Annotated in this window: 17 protein-coding genes; 9 read left to right on the top strand and 8 right to left on the bottom strand. The window is 42.7% G+C overall.

The genetic code is table 11. The features are described from left to right. The first annotated feature begins 111 nt into the window (after positions 1-111). Positions 112-915 (top strand): LEM-3-like GIY-YIG domain-containing protein, encoded by an 804-nt coding sequence (locus PR766_RS03085; protein WP_006657129.1) that lies wholly within the window; start codon positions 112-114, stop codon positions 913-915. 81 nt (positions 916-996) lie between these two features. Here the strand turns inward: PR766_RS03085 and creA are convergent, their stop codons facing one another. Beyond that, a complete protein-coding gene (gene creA, locus PR766_RS03090; protein WP_006657128.1) occupies positions 997-1,503 on the bottom strand; it encodes a protein CreA in 507 nt (168 codons plus the stop codon). Positions 1,504-1,685: 182 nt separating this feature from the next. Between creA and robA the strand changes: the two genes are divergently transcribed. Further along, the gene (gene robA, locus PR766_RS03095) at positions 1,686-2,588 is read left to right on the top strand and encodes an MDR efflux pump AcrAB transcriptional activator RobA (protein ID WP_006657127.1); all 903 of its coding nucleotides are present in this window, start codon (positions 1,686-1,688) and stop codon (positions 2,586-2,588) included. A gap of 74 nt (positions 2,589-2,662) precedes the next feature. Here robA and gpmB read toward each other — a convergent pair whose 3' ends face one another. Continuing rightward, positions 2,663-3,310, bottom strand: a complete 648-nt coding sequence (gpmB, locus tag PR766_RS03100) for a 2,3-diphosphoglycerate-dependent phosphoglycerate mutase GpmB (protein ID WP_036983375.1) — start codon at positions 3,308-3,310, stop codon at positions 2,663-2,665. Between the two features lie 52 nt (positions 3,311-3,362). On the opposite strand from gpmB, the gene yjjX reads away from it, so the two are divergent. Beyond that, positions 3,363-3,899, top strand: a complete 537-nt coding sequence (gene yjjX / locus PR766_RS03105; RefSeq protein ID WP_006657125.1) for an inosine/xanthosine triphosphatase — start codon at positions 3,363-3,365, stop codon at positions 3,897-3,899. Positions 3,900-3,982: 83 nt separating this feature from the next. Here yjjX and trpR read toward each other — a convergent pair whose 3' ends face one another. Next, entirely contained in the window at positions 3,983-4,300 is a 318-nt protein-coding gene (trpR, locus tag PR766_RS03110; RefSeq protein ID WP_006662822.1) for a trp operon repressor, read from the bottom strand. A 131-nt stretch (positions 4,301-4,431) separates the two neighbouring features. After that, on the bottom strand, positions 4,432-6,348 hold the full coding sequence (gene sltY, locus PR766_RS03115) for a murein transglycosylase (RefSeq protein WP_006662823.1): 1,917 nt from the start codon (positions 6,346-6,348) through the stop codon (positions 4,432-4,434). 520 nt (positions 6,349-6,868) lie between these two features. Here sltY and PR766_RS03120 point away from each other — a divergent pair. The 3 genes from PR766_RS03120 (at position 6,869) to ettA (ending at position 9,900) form a co-directional block, all read left to right on the top strand. Next, positions 6,869-7,630 (top strand): hypothetical protein, encoded by a 762-nt coding sequence (locus PR766_RS03120; protein WP_036978395.1) that lies wholly within the window; start codon positions 6,869-6,871, stop codon positions 7,628-7,630. Positions 7,631-7,674: 44 nt separating this feature from the next. Beyond that, complete coding sequence (locus PR766_RS03125) at positions 7,675-7,872, top strand: hypothetical protein (protein ID WP_036978398.1); 198 nt, start codon at positions 7,675-7,677, stop codon at positions 7,870-7,872. A 360-nt stretch (positions 7,873-8,232) separates the two neighbouring features. Then, positions 8,233-9,900, top strand: coding sequence for an energy-dependent translational throttle protein EttA (gene ettA, locus PR766_RS03130; RefSeq protein WP_006662825.1), 1,668 nt, complete (start codon positions 8,233-8,235; stop codon positions 9,898-9,900). A 43-nt stretch (positions 9,901-9,943) separates the two neighbouring features. Here the strand turns inward: ettA and nadR are convergent, their stop codons facing one another. The 3 genes from nadR to serB form a co-directional block, all read right to left on the bottom strand. Then, positions 9,944-11,188, bottom strand: a complete 1,245-nt coding sequence (gene nadR / locus PR766_RS03135) for a multifunctional transcriptional regulator/nicotinamide-nucleotide adenylyltransferase/ribosylnicotinamide kinase NadR (protein ID WP_006662826.1) — start codon at positions 11,186-11,188, stop codon at positions 9,944-9,946. 77 nt (positions 11,189-11,265) lie between these two features. Further along, positions 11,266-12,648 carry a DNA repair protein RadA gene (radA, locus tag PR766_RS03140; protein ID WP_006662827.1) on the bottom strand — a complete coding sequence of 461 codons (1,383 nt, stop codon included), beginning with the start codon at positions 12,646-12,648 and terminating at the stop codon, positions 11,266-11,268. A 355-nt stretch (positions 12,649-13,003) separates the two neighbouring features. After that, entirely contained in the window at positions 13,004-13,981 is a 978-nt protein-coding gene (gene serB / locus PR766_RS03145; protein ID WP_006662828.1) for a phosphoserine phosphatase, read from the bottom strand. Between the two features lie 142 nt (positions 13,982-14,123). On the opposite strand from serB, the gene PR766_RS03150 reads away from it, so the two are divergent. Beyond that, positions 14,124-14,876 (top strand): AhpA/YtjB family protein, encoded by a 753-nt coding sequence (locus tag PR766_RS03150; protein ID WP_112860352.1) that lies wholly within the window; start codon positions 14,124-14,126, stop codon positions 14,874-14,876. A 10-nt stretch (positions 14,877-14,886) separates the two neighbouring features. Here the strand turns inward: PR766_RS03150 and PR766_RS03155 are convergent, their stop codons facing one another. Further along, complete coding sequence (locus PR766_RS03155; protein ID WP_036978404.1) at positions 14,887-15,669, bottom strand: energy transducer TonB; 783 nt, start codon at positions 15,667-15,669, stop codon at positions 14,887-14,889. 165 nt (positions 15,670-15,834) lie between these two features. Here PR766_RS03155 and PR766_RS03160 point away from each other — a divergent pair, with 165 nt between their 5' ends. Both PR766_RS03160 and PR766_RS03165 read left to right on the top strand, forming a co-directional pair. After that, entirely contained in the window at positions 15,835-16,371 is a 537-nt protein-coding gene (locus tag PR766_RS03160) for an RNA polymerase sigma factor (RefSeq protein WP_154636318.1), read from the top strand. Then, the gene (locus PR766_RS03165) at positions 16,371-17,372 is read left to right on the top strand and encodes a FecR family protein (RefSeq protein WP_154636317.1); all 1,002 of its coding nucleotides are present in this window, start codon (positions 16,371-16,373) and stop codon (positions 17,370-17,372) included. Before PR766_RS03160 ends, PR766_RS03165 begins: the two co-directional genes overlap by 1 nt. Positions 17,373-17,479 lie beyond the last annotated feature (107 nt).

A 17,479-nucleotide genomic window follows, 5' to 3' on the forward strand; every position in this document is an offset into this window, starting at 1 on the left:
AAAGCCGGTTTTTTATTGACTGCAAAATATAAAAACTTAATGTGGCATTAAATAACTCGAATAATATTCCGATATATCTATCTATTCATCACATATTTATAGGTAGAACCCATGACTGATTTTAACCAATATAAAAATACACTCAGTAGCCTCAAATTTTATGTTTATGCCTTATGCGAAGTTACAGGAACGACCCGAATTCCTTTTTATATCGGGAAAGGTACAGGCTCTCGTTGTTTAACACATATTAAAGATGCATTAACGAGAGATAAACTATCAAGAGAGGAAGACCCAAAGCTAAAACGAATTTATGAATTACATAAAGAAAACTTACTGGGTATTGATATTCTTTGTCATGGTTTAGATTCAGACACGGCTTTTATGGTAGAAACAACTTGCATAGACTTGTACGGGCTTGAGGGTTTAACCAATAAGATCAATGGTAAAAGCACCAGTAATGACATTGATATTCTCAAGCAAGGACGATTAACATTAGAAGAAACAGCTTCACTTTATTCACAAGAAGTTATGAATGTTTCAGATATTAAGCACCAAGGTATAGGGTTTATTTTAAATAAGCTTTATAGATTTAATATGAGTGAACTTGAATTATTTGAGGCAACTCGTGGAGTATGGCATAACCCCCCTCGAAAAAACCAAGATATAAAATATGCTTATGCTACCTATAACAATATCATTAAAGAAGTGTATGAAATTCACTCTTGGGTAGAAGCAGGTACTCAACAATACTTTACTCGAAATGTCACTCAAGGAAGTGGGCGTTGGGAATTTATTGGCAGAAAAGCAAGTGATGAAATACGTTCGCTTTATGTGGGTAAAAGCATAAAACGAGATAGAAACTTTGCTCAACCATTTTTCAAAGTTGGCTTTAATAATTCAGATACACAAATCTAATGAGTTATATTTTCTAAGAGCCATAAAAAAACCGCCACTGACTTTAAACGTAATCAGTGGTGGTTTTTATATCAAAAAGGATTACCACGGCATAATCGGTACCGCACTCAGCGCATTCTTCGGCGAGCCATCAATCATCTTATCGGAATAGGTTAAATAGATCAGTGCGTTACGTTTAGGGTCGTAAAAACGAACGACTTGAAGCTTTTTAAACACCAATGACGTTCTCTTCTGGAAGACTACTTGCCCTTTTTTCGGGTTACGTTTTACGCGGTCATTTAATTCAATGGGGCCCACTTGTTGACAAGAAATTGCGGCGTCAGATGTGTCTTCTGCCAACCCAAGCCCACCTTTAATTCCACCTGTTTTCGAGCGGCTTAAATAGCAAGTGACATTAGCAACATCGGGGTCATCAAATGCTTCTACCACAATTTTATGGTCAGGACCGAATACTTTAAAAACAGTATCTACTGAGCCAATTTCTTCTGCGGCTGCCACAAAAGATAATGCAGACAATATTGTTCCCAAAACGAGATTTTTCAGTGTATTGCCTTTCGCAATACCCTTTTTAAATTTGGAAGAACGCATACAGTATTCCCTTTTCAGCTTAACGTCTAAATTTCAAATAATCTAAACGGCAATAATTCTGTTTATTAATGAAATATTAAATACAACTCATTTACTATAAACGAAAATGATAAGTTGTTATAGAATAGCTATTCATTGATTACTCATATCTGTTCTGTGAGTCGTATTGCCTGGGGATATCCATGGATCAAACAAATATTATTCGCGACCTTCTTCGTTGGATAGATGACAATCTTGATAAACCATTATCATTGGATAATGTTGCCGCTAGAGCGGGTTACTCAAAGTGGCATTTACAGAGAATGTTCAAGGATGTGACCGACCAAGCAATTGGTGCTTATATTCGCGCTAGACGCTTATCTCGTGCCGCAGTTGCGTTACGTTTAACTAGCCGTCCCATCCTTGATATTGCATTACAGTATCGGTTTGACTCACAACAAACTTTCACACGCGCATTCAAGAAACAGTTTAATCTCACGCCTGCATTTTATCGCCGTACCGAAGAATGGTGCGCGACAGGCATCTGTCCTCCAATTGTTTTAGATGACCATTCACCTCTTGATTATGAATTTATCACCATGGAAGAGCAACCACTGGTTGGCTTAGAACAAAGTTGTTCTTACGTGCTTGAAGAATGGTCAACAGCCTGTTCCCAAATGCGTCAATCTTTCTGGCGGTACTATTTAGAGCACACCACCCATGTGGCTTCAGAAGTGTTCGGTTTGCACCATGCCATTCATAGTTCAGAAAAAGATGATGAGCAAACGGTGTTTTATACCACTGCGGTTAAACCTGAAGATGCTAGCTTTAGTAATACCGAATATAGCCATGTCACCATTCCTGCAGGTGAGTACGTGAAATTTAACTATCACGGAGAAGCCACGAGAGAACGAATGCAAGAGTTCCTATACCATGTTTATGGGGTTTACTTGCCAAAACTGAATCTGACTCGTCGCCCTGGTTATGACGTTGAGCACTATAAAATTAAAAATGTGGAACATCATGTGAGCGCTGATGCGGATCCAAGAACTCATATTGATACATTTAGCTATTATGTTCCGATTAAAAAGCCTGAAATTCATTAAATCTTTATAGAATTTCACTCGCATGAAAAAAAGGCGCTTCATGAATTGAAACGCCTTTTTTATTTATTCGATTTTTAACCTTGCTGTTCATCAAGGGCGGGTTGCGAAAGATGGGTCACTTCTCCTGCCGTTTCGACAATCCAACCATTCGCTAGCCATGGGCTATTTTGGTAATCCACACGAGATAATGAACAATTGCGCAGACGTAAGCGACGTGGAGAATTTGCAGGTACGCCTAAGATACGGCTTAGCAATGTACTGAGTGCAAGACCATGGCTAACTAATAATGGTCGACTTCCCTCAGGCAAATCTAAGCAGCTATTGAGTGCTGCAAACATACGCGTAAAGAGCTCGTCCATGGATTCACCATCAGGAATTCGACCACCTTCAGCGCCATTTATCAGGCTTTGGCGCCATTGTTCTTCCTGTTCAGATAACGAGCCTATCTCTCGCTGTTCTAAAACGCCCATATTTAATTCACGCAGGCGCGGTTCTGTGATAATTTCACACCCGCACACTTGCGCAATAATTTGTGCAGTTTCTCGTGTGCGTCCCATATCACTAGTGATAATATGGGTAATACCTTCGGATTTAACCCGTTGAGCGACCTGCATTGCCTGTTGGCGACCAAGTGTCGTCAAAGGGCTATCGGATTGTCCCTGTATGCGACGAGCAACGTTCCATTCAGTTTCGCCATGGCGAACAAGATAAACCTGTAACATAGATGTGTTCCGTTATTACTGTACAAAGTATGTGTTCAAAGGAAAATAATTAATGTACCAAGTTATAGCTGCAACGACGAATCCAGCCAAAATTAAAGCGATTCATCTTGCTTTCGATGCCGTTTTTGGGCCTGGCAGTTATCAAATTGAAGATATTAATGTCGATAGCAGTGTTCCACAGCAACCTATCGGTAATAATGAAACCCGTACAGGAGCAAGACAACGTGTGATGGCATCACGCCAAGTACGCCCAGAAGCTGACTTTTGGGTGGGTATTGAGGCGGGTGTTGAAGATGACATGACATTTGCATGGATTGTGATTGAGCATCATCAAATCCGTGGAGAATCCCGTTCCGCCAGCATTATGATCCCAGAAAAAGTTCTTGCAGGGATCCGTGAGGGTCGTGAACTGGGAGATGAAATGGCTGATCTCACTGGTATTGATAATATCAAGCAACAAGGCGGTGCAATTGGCTTTTTCACCAATGGCGTATTAACGCGCACCAGCGTTTATCAACAAGCATTAATATTGGCTTTAGTTCCTATCAAACACGAAATTTATAAAGAGCTAAATCACATAGAAGACTAATTATACTCAAAACAATCTAAAATGCATGTAGGGCGCTTAGCAATAAGAGCCCTACATGTAGCACTTTGAAAAAATTATAAAAACTACAGTAGCTTAGATTCCAGCCACTCTTTTACCGGAATAGGGGCTGACTTCAAACTGTTTGAACCACGAGTAATGGTGGCAATACCAACACCCAGCTCATTTTTCAATTCGCGTTGGCTCATTTTTCCACGCATTAATTCTTGTACAATTCTTACGCGTGTTCCTAATGCCGTCCGTTCATCCGGTGTCAGTAATAATTGAAGAATTGAATCCTGTATATTTTGCTCAAAAGCCATTTGCAGCAGTTCCACAAAACGTTGCCAATCCGCGTTCTCATCGGCGGTTAATGCCGGATCTGATTTATATTCTACAGTCATCATTCTACCCTTCCATACTATTAAACTAGTACAAATAATAGCACAGAACACTATTACTCCTAATGAAAAATACACAGCCCATCTTATCGATGGTCAATCGCGTCACTCGATAAGATGGTACATCACACGGATCAGTACTTCATATTCCATTCTGACGCAGAGAGTACATTACCTTTCTCACCTAAGAAATGTTTATAAAACAAATCGTAAGAGAGCACATTTTTCACATAACCACGGGTTTCTGCAAACGGAATACTTTCCACAAAAGCCACCGCATCAATGCGCCCTGCACTGTTGCCTAACCAGCGCGTGACTCGAGATGGTCCCGCATTGTAAGCAGCACTCGCTAGAATACGGTTATTGCCAAATTGTTGATAAACATCGTCTAAATACGCAGTACCTAGCTCAATATTCATCACCGGGTTGGTCAATTGCCCTGCATTTACATAGCCGCTGATCCCTTGCTTTTGCGCCGTATGTTTTGCGGTCGCAGGCATTAACTGCATTAAGCCCGTCGCACCCACAGGCGATTGCGCTTGTGGATTCCATGCACTTTCTTGGCGAGCGATCGCCATTGCATAGCTTTTTTGGATCATTTTACTGCGGGTGTAATTATCAAACTGTTTTTCCCACGCAAGAGGGAAACGCTCTTCAAGATGATCCCACAACTTCGCTGTGATCGTCGCTTGAACACTAAGATCAGCCCATTTATTGTCGAATGCATAACGGGCCAGCTGCTCTTGTTGATTCGTGGACATTGAAGAGACTAAGTTGATCCACTCAGAGCGAGCAAGGTTATCCATCTCCCAATACATTAGCTCTCGAATACGTTGAATTTGCGGCATGTTGCGGATACTTTCATCGGGTTTCACCGCTTTGTTCACCATGACCGGATAGTCCATTTTTAGTTGCTGGGCCGCAACCATTGGATAGAATCCGCGCTTCGAGGTTAACTCACGCAATATGGCTTCCCCTTCTGCGGTTTTGCCCTGATCAATTAACGTGATAGCCTGCCAATATTGCCACTCTTCTTTATTTTTCACTTCATTTGGCAATTGTCTCAGCCATGAAGCCAAACCTGTTTTATCCCCTTCTCCCAGAGCTAAACGCACTCGACGCTCTTTTAAGGCTGCGGAGTTAGTTTCTCGGATCACCTCGTCACGCCACATTGCCTGTTCTGGGGTTACATCAACGCCCATATACTGCCAAGCAACGCTGTCTTTCATTTGCTGGTTTTCTGCCATATTCATTTTCTGGGCAGAACTGATCCCCGCTAATGCAGAACGAGCGGCATCAGGAGATTGACGTGCATAACGGCTAAATCCAGCCAATGTTGCTTGACGTGTAAAATCAGTTGGCGTCAGAATTTTAGCAAACGTGACCACCGTTGAAGGGTCATTTTGCAGCTTCACAAGTGCATCAGAAATGGTTTTGTAGCTACTTGGTAAGCGCTTCGCAAGGTAAGTTGCCGTTGACGTGTTACCGTCTTTGATAGCAAGGTGAATACGCGCCAAAATCATATCCGTTGAAAGATATCCGGCTTTTTCCCATTCAGTAAATAGCTTATCGCACGCCGTAGGCATGGAATTACCATTCAGCCATAATTTTTCAGCACCTTGCCACGCGACCTGTTTATTTCCCGTCGCCCAATTGGCAAAATAGAAATTACATTGTGCTTCCGTTGGCTGTGGCGGTTCAGGGCTAAATGCCAATAATGATGTCCACTCTTGGCGACGTGCCAGCTCATTCACAAACCGACTTTTGAGAGTTTTCGCCACAGGCAACGTTGGGTATGCATCGATAAACTCTTGCGCTTGTCTTGGCGAGATAATATCTAAATCTTGTGACAGCTCGCGGTATTCTAAATATGGATACAGCGGATAATCACGTAAGGTTGGCAATAAACGCTCGACTTCATCCATCTTATTGGCATCCCAAGCAAGCTTAATTGCTTGATAACGTTCACGTTGTGCCTGTAAAGAATCCGCCCAAACTGTTGTGGATACCAACAGCATAGTGACCGGAACTGCCGCTAACCAACCTTTCATATTTATTCGCTCCATCGCTTAAATCTTGTTAGAGATTGCGCTCAAACATACTCAAAGCATTCATTAGTTACATCAATAATGTTAATGCTACCTAAAGTTTTCAGCCAGCGACAGAGGAGATTTCTTGAAATGGTTGGGTTTACAATCTTTTACTTATTCGATTCGTTAACCCTGACAACACGGATAACCTAGACCAGCCTAGGGGCGATCGGGTATAGGCCTCTGCCGACTTCCCCTAAAATAAGATAATTATAATTAGATTTTCTGCCCTACTATTGCAAAAGTCATATTCAAGAAGCAGGTTTGACAGAAACTCAGATAGTGAATATTTAAAACTTGTTGAGCTTGGCATGTTAGAAAATTCAAAGTCGAAATATCTCAGTTAAAGTAGGGAGGCAGAGTTATTTATTATCTTTTCATTTTTATTGAACAAAATTAAATTTTGTAATGATAATCATTTATAGGTGTTATATGTAATATTTATTTATGTTTTTTCGGCAAACTAAGAGTGGATTTGTATATGAATTTTAGTTGTAAGCCTAATGTATTAATGTTCAGTATTGTGCTAATTCCTTTCTTTACAAATGCATACTCGATGCATAAAGGAGATTCGTTTGGATTTATCCCCTCTATTGCGGTACAGGATGCCGCTACATCCGCATTAATGGAAAACATTACTGGTAAAAACATCTACGCAGCTTATGCAATTGGCTTAATAAAAAATAATAAAAACAACAAAGTATCTCAACACTTATGTAATGGACAGGATGAAGTTATAAATACGGCCTTAATTGGAGGGTGCTCGTTAGTTGAACCCGATTCATTTACTTTATTAGAGACTAAGCATTTCATAAATAAAAACGGTGAGATGGTAGAAATTGATGTTCATGATCCTAATACAATTATAACTCCCACAATGAGAGTAACAGTCAAATATATCACTGAACCAAATCCTCTAATTCGGAAAAACAATTGTAATGACTATCGCATCAATGACACACCAACCTCTTGTTTTGTTTTCAAAATAGCACCTTTTATTTTTGATAATTTACAACAAAGAGAATTAGTCATTAATGCCATGGAAAACCCTTGTGCATTTTTGACCTCAGTTGAAGATGCAAAAAAATTTACCAACTTAAAATATCCATACATTTCATACTTAGGCAGAACAGGAGGTGAGGCACGTTACATTCTCGATTGTGATACAAAACACCCAGAAACATACTCGTCGATTGTAGATGAAAAGATGCAATCAATATTACTTATTCACAATAAAAAATAAGGATATCTTAACAAAAATGATGAAATTTACGCTTCATTGAGCATATGGGTAAATCATCAAATGGACGGCATATCTCAGGTGAAATATATACGTTGCAAGAATTAGGTGTTGAGCGAATTAATACAGATTTCGACATTGTTGATTTTATTGATGAAAATAGCAACCTTATTGGCGAACGTTCTACAGCTATTATAAATGGTATCGAATGTGAAATGTCTGAGGTTTACTTCACTTATCTTTAATACCATTACTTCATATATTGGGGTCTAGCCGTTTGCAGTTCAGATCCCATCAATTATCATCCCCACCCTACTCAACACCTATTTCGAGCCTTTTGTTATATGTAATAATCGACATCAATAATGAATTAATATTGATTGCATGATGAGGTGATAGCCCCCTGAATTGTCATCACTTGCATGGGAAGTTATTGACATAAAGGCAGGAACAATTACAGTTAGACGCAATTACTTTTGAGTGGCTCGTTTTACACACTTTCGCTTTTGGAATCTCACTATTCGCCTTGAATTTATGAGTTCTTACAAAGTGAATAACCGAGCGATGCAATTAAAAATTATGTTATAAAACAAAAGGTAAATAAATTGGCTCAATACGTTTACAGTATGTATCGAGTGGGAAAAGTGGTTCCCCCGAAACGTCATATTTTAAAAAACATCTCTCTGAGCTTCTTCCCTGGGGCGAAAATTGGTGTTTTAGGTCTCAACGGTGCAGGTAAATCCACATTACTGCGCATCATGGCTGGCATTGATACTGAGATTGAAGGGGAAGCACGCCCTCAACCGGGTATTAAAATCGGTTATCTGCCACAAGAACCAAAACTGAATTTGGAACATACCGTTCGTGAAGCCGTTGAAGAAGCGGTTAGCGAAGTTAAGAACGCCTTAACTCGCTTAGACGAAGTGTATGCGCAATACGCCGATCCAGACGCTGACTTTGACAAGCTGGCGAAAATCCAAGGCGAGCTAGAAGCGATTATTGCAGCACAAGATGGCCATAATTTAGATAACCAACTGGAACGTGCTGCTGATGCACTGCGCCTGCCAGCTTGGGATGCGATTATCGGAAACCTCTCTGGGGGTGAACGCCGCCGTGTGGCTATCTGCCGCCTGCTGCTGGAAAAACCAGACATGCTGCTGCTCGACGAACCAACCAACCACTTGGATGCTGAATCCGTTGCTTGGTTAGAGCGCTTCCTGCACGACTACGAAGGCACCGTTGTGGCGATCACCCATGACCGTTACTTCCTCGATAACGTCGCTGGCTGGATCCTTGAACTTGACCGTGGTGAAGGTATTCCATGGGAAGGTAACTACTCTTCTTGGTTGGAACAAAAAGATGAGCGTCTGGCGCAAGAAGCGTCAACTGAAGCGGCTCGTCGTAAGTCTATCGAGAAAGAACTTGAGTGGATCCGTCAAAACCCGAAAGGTCGTCAATCGAAAGGTAAAGCACGTCTGGCTCGCTTTGAAGAGCTTAATAGCGTGGAATATCAAAAACGTAATGAAACCAGCGAACTGTTTATCCCACCTGGGCCACGTTTAGGTGACAAAGTTATCGAAGTGGAAAACCTGAGCAAGTCTTATGGTGATCGCGTACTGATCGATAATCTGAATTTCTCTATTCCGAAGGGTGCTATCGTGGGGATCATCGGTCCAAACGGTGCGGGTAAATCCACACTGTTCCGTATGATCTCCGGTCAAGAGCAGCCAGATTCAGGCTCAATCACCTTAGGTGATACCGTGAAGATTGCCTCTGTTGATCAGTTCCGTGATGCGATGGATGACAGCAAAACCGTATGGGAAGAAATCTCTAACGGTCAAGACATCATGCGTATCGGTAACTTTGAGATCCCAAGCCGTGCCTACGTAGGTCGCTTTAACTTTAAAGGCGTTGACCAAGGTAAACGTGTGGGTGAGCTGTCTGGTGGTGAGCGTGGTCGTTTACACCTAGCAAAACTACTGCAAGTTGGCGGCAACGTTCTGCTGCTCGATGAACCAACTAACGACCTCGACGTTGAAACCTTACGTGCACTGGAAAACGCCCTGTTAGAATTCCCTGGCTGTGCAATGGTCATCTCCCATGACCGTTGGTTCCTTGACCGTATCGCAACGCACATCATTGATTATCAAGATGAAGGTAACATTACCTTCTTCGAAGGTAACTTCTCTGAATACGAAGATTATAAGAAACGCACTTTAGGTGCGGATGCGCTGCAACCACACCGCATCAAGTACAAAAAGATGACCAAATAGTCGGATTGGACGATATTAAAATGGCACCCTAGGGTGCCATTTTTTATGCAGAAATTGAGTCGTCCAGCATCAATAATTGCTGAACTAAAGAAACACACTCTAAAAAACGTGAATCGTAGTCTGATGACTCAACATGCATAAATTCAATGCTATTTTTCTTCAGCATTTCAATCAACAGCGTCTGAAACTCCATGCGGTCTTTATCGCTGCCTAAACTTCTCAGCCCATCAGCCACCCAAGGTGTATTGTTCTCAAGTACAATCACCAGATCGAAACGATACTCATCAATCAACGCCTGCACGAAAGGATGCTCTTTACCTTCATAACGTAAGCAAAATGCCTGCGTGGTAACAAAATCAGTATCAATAAATGCCACTTTGTTTGCATATTTCACTGCAAAATCAATATATTGAGCGTGTCCTAGTGCAATCTTATCGTAGTCTGAATATTGTAACGCCATTTCATCGCCACCCAGGTGGCTAAACACATAATCGCGCCCATATTCCCACGCACTGGTGGTATTGAAGATATTCGCTAGCTTATTAACAAGCGTCGACTTCCCACTTGATTCACCGCCTAAGATTGCCACTTTGCGCACAAAGAATGGCTTAACTTCCGTTGGAATATATTCCCAATAGCGAAAAGGTGCTTGGCGAATTTGGTTGCCACTAATATTCATAAACGTGCGCTCAGGATCGATAAGAATGGTTTCGATCCCAAGGTGTTTTTTATAGCGGTGCACATCGTGAGGCTCACCGGAATAGATAAAGCTAGGGTTGATGTTATGCTTTTTCATGAAGCCTTTCATGCCTTCACTCCACACTTCCCAACCGTGAGGATAGGGTTCGATCCCTTGCTCATCAAATGAATGAATATGAATATTTTTCTGATACTTAAAGGTTTGCAGCAACCAGCGCAGACGATCGCTCACCGTTGGCTGTTGTGACATGGAACTGTTCACGAACAGGTCTTTATCCCGAGGCTCATCATGACAGAGGATAACGTGCAGTTCATCCACTTGGCTACATGCGCGCTGAATAAGGTAGATATGCCCAGTATGCAGAGGGTAAAATTTACCGAAGACAACACCGATAGTTTTTGGCTGGATAGGATATTCCAACCCTAAAAAACGATGGAGCGCCGCGATTTTTTGTGCACTAGGGCTTTTAATTTTGTCATTAATTAACTGGCTGAGATAGCCCTTGGTCATCTCTGTTGCATCCGCGACTTGCTGTAATGTGTAACCAGCATTTTTGATGGCACTCTTTAGATACTCAAATTCAGCCATATTATTTATCCTTTCGCTTTTAAGTCCCTTTTAGCAGGGAACCTTTTCTCTCGCTATCTCATCATTATCTAAATGATTCAAAACTCATCCATGACGCTTAACGCATCCGCTAATTTCTTCACACCATACACCTTCATATCGGCAGGTAACTTTTTCGGCATATTCGCATGAGGAACAATGGCGCGTTTGAAGCCATGTTTTGCCGCTTCAGAGATACGTTCTTGCCCACTCGGTACAGGGCGAATTTCGCCTGCGAGCCCCACTTCGCCGAATACGACGAGATCACGGGGTAATGGGCGATCACGAAAACTTGAAACCAACGATAATAGCAGCGCGAGGTCGGCACTGGTTTCGGTGACTTTAACACCACCCACTACGTTAACAAATACGTCTTGGTCAGACATTTGCAATCCGCCATGGCGATGCAGTACCGCCAGCAAAATAGCTAAACGGTTCTGTTCTAAACCAACCGCAACACGGCGTGGATTGGACATCATAGAGTGATCAACCAGTGCTTGAATCTCCACCAACAGTGGGCGAGTTCCTTCCCATACCACCATCACGGAGCTTCCCGATGTGATTTCATCTCCACGACTTAAGAAAATTGCCGATGGGTTACTCACCTCTTTTAGACCCTGTTCGGTCATAGCAAATACCCCAAGCTCATTCACCGCCCCAAAGCGGTTTTTGTGGCTACGTAAGGTACGAAAACGGTTATCTGCATCACCATCGAGCATGATGGAACAGTCAATACAGTGCTCAAGCACTTTAGGTCCCGCGAGTGAACCATCTTTTGTAACGTGACCCACCATAATAATCGCCACACCGCGAGTTTTGGCGAAGCGCGTTAAATAGGCGGCGGTTTCACGAACTTGCGCCACACTACCCGGTGAGGATTGAATGTCTGCCATGTGCATAACTTGGATAGAATCGATCACCATCAACTTGGGCTGTTCTTGTTCCGCTGTCAGGCAGATTTGTTCAATGCTAGTTTCTGACAACATATTGAGTGTATCGGTGGGTAACCCTAATCGATGGGCACGCATTGCCACTTGCTGCAATGATTCCTCCCCTGTGACATAGAGGGTTTTCATGTCTCGTGATAGCAAACACATGGTTTGCAGCAGCAAAGTACTTTTACCTGCACCTGGGTTCCCCCCAATGAGGATGGCGCTACCCGGTACAACCCCGCCACCCAGCACTCGGTCAAACTCTTTAAAACCGGTGGTAAAGCGCGGTAATTCTTCAAGGCTAATCTCCGACAGTTTTTGGACCTTACTCACGCCTGCAGCATTGCCGGCATAGCCCGTCAGCCTATCGGTACGAGCCGCTGCCGTCGATGCCAAGCGCACTTCCGTAATGGTATTCCATGCATTACAGGCACTACATTGCCCTTGCCAGCGCGGATAATCCGCCCCACACTCATTACACACAAATGCTCTTTTTGCACCTTTCGCCACAGCCACTCCTTAATCACCCAATAAAAAACACCAAACTCGTTAATTATCTATATCTTTGACTTTCTTTTTCTTAAATTCTTTGGTTTATATCTTCCACAAATTTTCTAAATAGTTCGGCGTTGTTGGTAGGCGGCAATTGAGGGTATTCCTAAGAGCATACACAAGTATGTGACTAGGATAGCCGAAAGCAGCCAACACCCCTACAACCCGAAATATGACGAAATTCCACCCATTTTCTAAATAGTTCGCGCTACGACTAGGCGGCAAGTGAGGATATCTCGGGGAGCATACACAAGTATGTGACCCGAGTAGCCGAAAGCAGCCAACAACGTCGTAGCGTGAAATATGACGAAAATTAGCGCTCTTCGTGCTTGAGCCCCCCACTGAGGACGCACAGGACACCCATCAGATCCGCATGCTTGATCCCAACCTTTGCCCTTGCATAGACTTTTGGCTTCGCATGATATGCAATGCCTAACCCTGCTTTTCTGAGCATTTTCAGGTCGTTTGCACCATCGCCGATAGCAACTGTTTGTTCTATAGGAATGTTTAGCTTTTCCGCTAATTTGACGAGGGTTTGCGCTTTATATTTTGCATCAACAATCGCCCCTTTCACTTTACCTGTCAGTTTGCCATTTTTGACTTCGAGTTGGTTGGCAACCGCAGCAACTAGCTTTAATCGCTGACGCAGGTTATCGGCAAAGAAAGTAAATCCACCAGAGGCAATTGCAATATGCCAGTCCATCGCTTGCAACTTGCGCACTAAGCTAGTGAGACCCGGCATTAGCGGTAAATTTTCGAGGACTTGGTCAAGAATGGCTGCATCGGCACCTTCTAGCAGTGCCACACGAGCCCGCAGACTTTCGGTAAAATCGAGCTCCCCTTGCATGGCGCGCTCGGTCACATCTGCAACTTGATCGCCAACACCGGCAAGACGGGCAATTTCATCGATACATTCGATTTGAATCGCAGTTGAGTCCATGTCCATGAGTAAGATCCCTGGGGAACGTAGACGCGGAATTTTCCCTAATGGCACAACATCAAGCTGGCTTTCATCTGCCAATTTTTTGATCCGCGGCGTGATGCTACCGGCAATGCGTACAACTTGGTAATCATCGATGCGCCAAGAGGAAACGATCACTATCGCAATCCCTAAACGCTGTTGGAAATCACTAATTCGCGCTTTATCTAAACCGCGACCATATAACAGCCACCCAGTGTCCCCTGCACGATAATCTAATGGCATCACTTCTTCACCACTTAATGACAGTGGTAAACCCGGCCATTTTTGAATTTCATCAGGCAGATAACAATAGGTCAAACTCGTTGGCATGAAAATTAGCTCCTGTAGTGGACACAACTTTTTTTTATAATGTATACCCTGTATAAAATTACTATACTTAAATTTCCCAGCAAGTTAACGCTTCATGACTTGGCTTATTGCTATAAAACAGACAAAGAGCACGATGATTTCTATGAAACTCCCTTTTAGACTGCACAAAACCGTTATTGTCATTGTTTGTATTGCATTAATCACCTTCTTAATGCATGGGGTTTCATATTTAGGTTATAGCCAAAGCCAAAGCCGGTTAGAACAATTTAAGCAATTAACTCAAGTACTCGCTGAGCAAGTGGCTTTCAGCTTATCTGATTATATGGTTCCCGGCAGCAAAGATTTTAATTTAGAGCGAATTAATGCCAATTTAAATCATCTCGCGAAAGACCAATATATTTTGGATGCCAGTTTATATACTGCGGCAGGGACGTTAGTCACACAAGTTGGAGAAAGCACCACCGTCAAAGAACGACTTTCCCTTGAAGGCAACACGGGACTACAGAATTTTCACTACCAATTAGTGATCCCAGTCCAAGGCGCTAAAGAACCTAATGGTTATTTACGTCTTACCATTGATACCGAATCGCTCACTACAGACCTTCAACAAGCGGATAACACCACCAATATTATGCGGGTGTTCATTCTATTATCTTTATGTATTGGGTTTATTTTGGCGAATACCCTGATGCGCTTGAAGAAAAAGAAAGGTCAGCAACAGCCGTTAATCGTTGAACCCGTGGAAAGTGAAGAAGAAAGTGAATTACTGCTCCAAAGCAGCAAAGGGGCAACGGATTCTCGAAGCCCCTCCATCAAACCACCACGTGCAAAAAGGCGTAAAGTGCCTAGCCCCCATCGACCAAGAAGGGTCGCTCGTAAATTTTCAGCAAAATAGTAAATTCTATCTAGATCGACGTAGTATCAAACACGATCGGCGCAATAAGCTCCACTTTACCATTTGCAAGCAAGGATTCAGGTGGCATTGGAAACGGTGCCGCACGTTGGATAGTTTCGAGTGCTTCTTTATCCAGGATCTTCGTACCCGATGAATTAACCAAGCTCGCGCTGACTAACTGCCCTTGATTATCCACGATAATTTTGACCTGTGAAACACCCGTTGAACGAAAGCGCAATGCAGCACGAGGATAGCGCTTTGCCTTAGCTAAACGTTGATGAACCTCGCTTTCCCATCCATGGTGACCACTGACAGGAGCAGCAGCACTGCTAGAAAAATTGGCGCTGCTATTGGAAGCGCTACCTGAGGTTGGAACTGAAGTAACTTCAGATTCTTGGGTAGAAGCTGGGGCTTCTTCAACCATTTTTTTCTCTTGAACAGGCTTTTTCTTCGGTGGGCGTTTTTTCTCCGTTACACGGGTTAACGTTCCATTATCAACAAGGGGTGTCTGAGGTAGTTTTTCTATTTTTTCAACCACTTCAGGCTCAACTTCTTCACGCGTTGCCATCTGTTGCTTGGGCGCATTATTCACTTCAGGCTCATTCTGCTGTTCCAGCTGATAAAGCCCTAATTGCAAAGAGATTGCAGGTGGCAAAACCCCCGTTTTTGGTAGGTTTGACGTAAACCATCCAATAAAAATCATTGCCAAGATCCCATGGAAAACAAGACTCACAAATAAACCACCCACAGGGCGAAAAATTGGGCTTCCCAGCTGCCCCACACTGCTGTTCATATTTTGCCTCACATCTTTATTTTTCGCAGATTATAGGCATAATACAAATCAAAATGATATTCATTATTATTAATAAAATAACAATAATAACTACAAGGTATTGATTTAATTTATAAAGTCAATTTGAGCTCATTATTAAACCATTTTTACTTTTGACACCAGACAATGACTATCGATAAATCCCTTGCCCGCAAGATCAGTGGGGCATATCAATCAACCTATGGTCAACTTGTGCGATTTTTCCGCAGTCGACTAGGTAATAGTAACGATGCGGATGATTTATCACAGGATGTGTTTACACTATGGCTAAACCGTAAAGCACAGGATCCTGTGAAGGAGAACCGTGCTTATTTGTTCAAAATTGCCAGCAATGTGCTGATTGACCATTGGCGACGCAATCATCAACAGAGCCAGTCCCATACCTCGATTGATGAAGTATCCCATGAGCAAAATTTTGAACAAACCACGGAAGATCCGAGTGAAATTTTAGAGCACCAGCAGCGAATTGCTCGGCTAAGTGAGGCCATTGATCTTTTGCCCCCACGTCGCAGAGAAGCTTTTTTGCTGTATCGCTTTGATGGGTTATCTCAAAGTGAGATTGCTGAGCGTATGGAAATCTCCATCAGTATGGTGGAAAAGCATATTGCCGCAGCATTAGTGCATTGTAAGAAACATCTTGACGACCAGAGCAAGCATCCCTAATGGCAGAGAATCAAACCCAGCAGCCTGATAATACCCCGTTAGTCGAGCAACAACGCATCGACGAAGAGGCGGCACTGTGGTTTACGCGCATGCACAGTCAGCAACTTAGTGATCAACAATCTCAAGCATTTAAAGTTTGGCTGCGAGCGTCAAAAGCACATGCAGATGCCTATGAGGCAATGGCGAGTATTTGGCAAGATATTGAAAAAGTTCCACGCCCGGCACCGACCAAAACCACGACATCAACATTCAGATTATCATCATTTTGGAAACCACTCGGTCATGTTGTTGCCGCCTGTTTTATTGCGGTAGTTTTGTTCTTACCTTATAGCCAGCTGCCATCCATGCTATTGAACAATATGACATTAGTTTCGACGGATTCAACCAAAGAAGTGACGTTATCTGATGGCTCTGTGCTATTTCTCAATCGTGATACCCGCATCCGAGTGGCGTATGAAACCCCCATCCGCCAGCTTTATCTAGACCATGGTTCCGCTTACTTTAAAGTCAAATCGAACCCTTATCGCCCATTTGTCATCAATGTGGATCAGCGACGTATTCAGGTTGTAGGAACGGAATTTGAAGTGAATAAAAAAGGCGAGCAAGTCGCGGTTAATGTCAGTCAAGGGATTGTTAGCTTTCAGAGCCTCAAAGACCAAAAGACTGTGTTATTGCTCGCAGGGCAAGGTGCATTGAGCTCAAGTATCAACAGCAAAATCGCCCTTAACTCAGTGACGCCTCAAGATGTCGCAAGATGGCGTTTTGGGGAATTAACCTTTGTGGATAAACCCCTTTCCGAGGTGCTATCCGAGTTAAAAACCTATTCCAACTTTCAGGTTGAGCTCTCTCCAAGTAGCTTAGCAAACCAAAAAATCTCTGGGCGCATCAATCTCCAGCAGCCAGATGCCTTTTTTCAGGCACTTCCAGCCCTCCTTCCTGTGCAAGTGGTGTATCAGGATAAAAATAACCTTTTGATTATCCAAAACAAAAAAAATAAATGAAAAATATTTTCATTTACAGGTGAGGATAATTCTCATTTCACCCTCTTCTTAAGTAGCTTCATTTTTATTGACTACTTTTTAGCACGCTTTTTGTGCAGCTTAAGAAT

The sequence above is a fragment of the Providencia sp. PROV208 genome, assembly GCF_028479465.1.
GTDB classification, from domain to species: domain Bacteria; phylum Pseudomonadota; class Gammaproteobacteria; order Enterobacterales; family Enterobacteriaceae; genus Providencia; species Providencia alcalifaciens.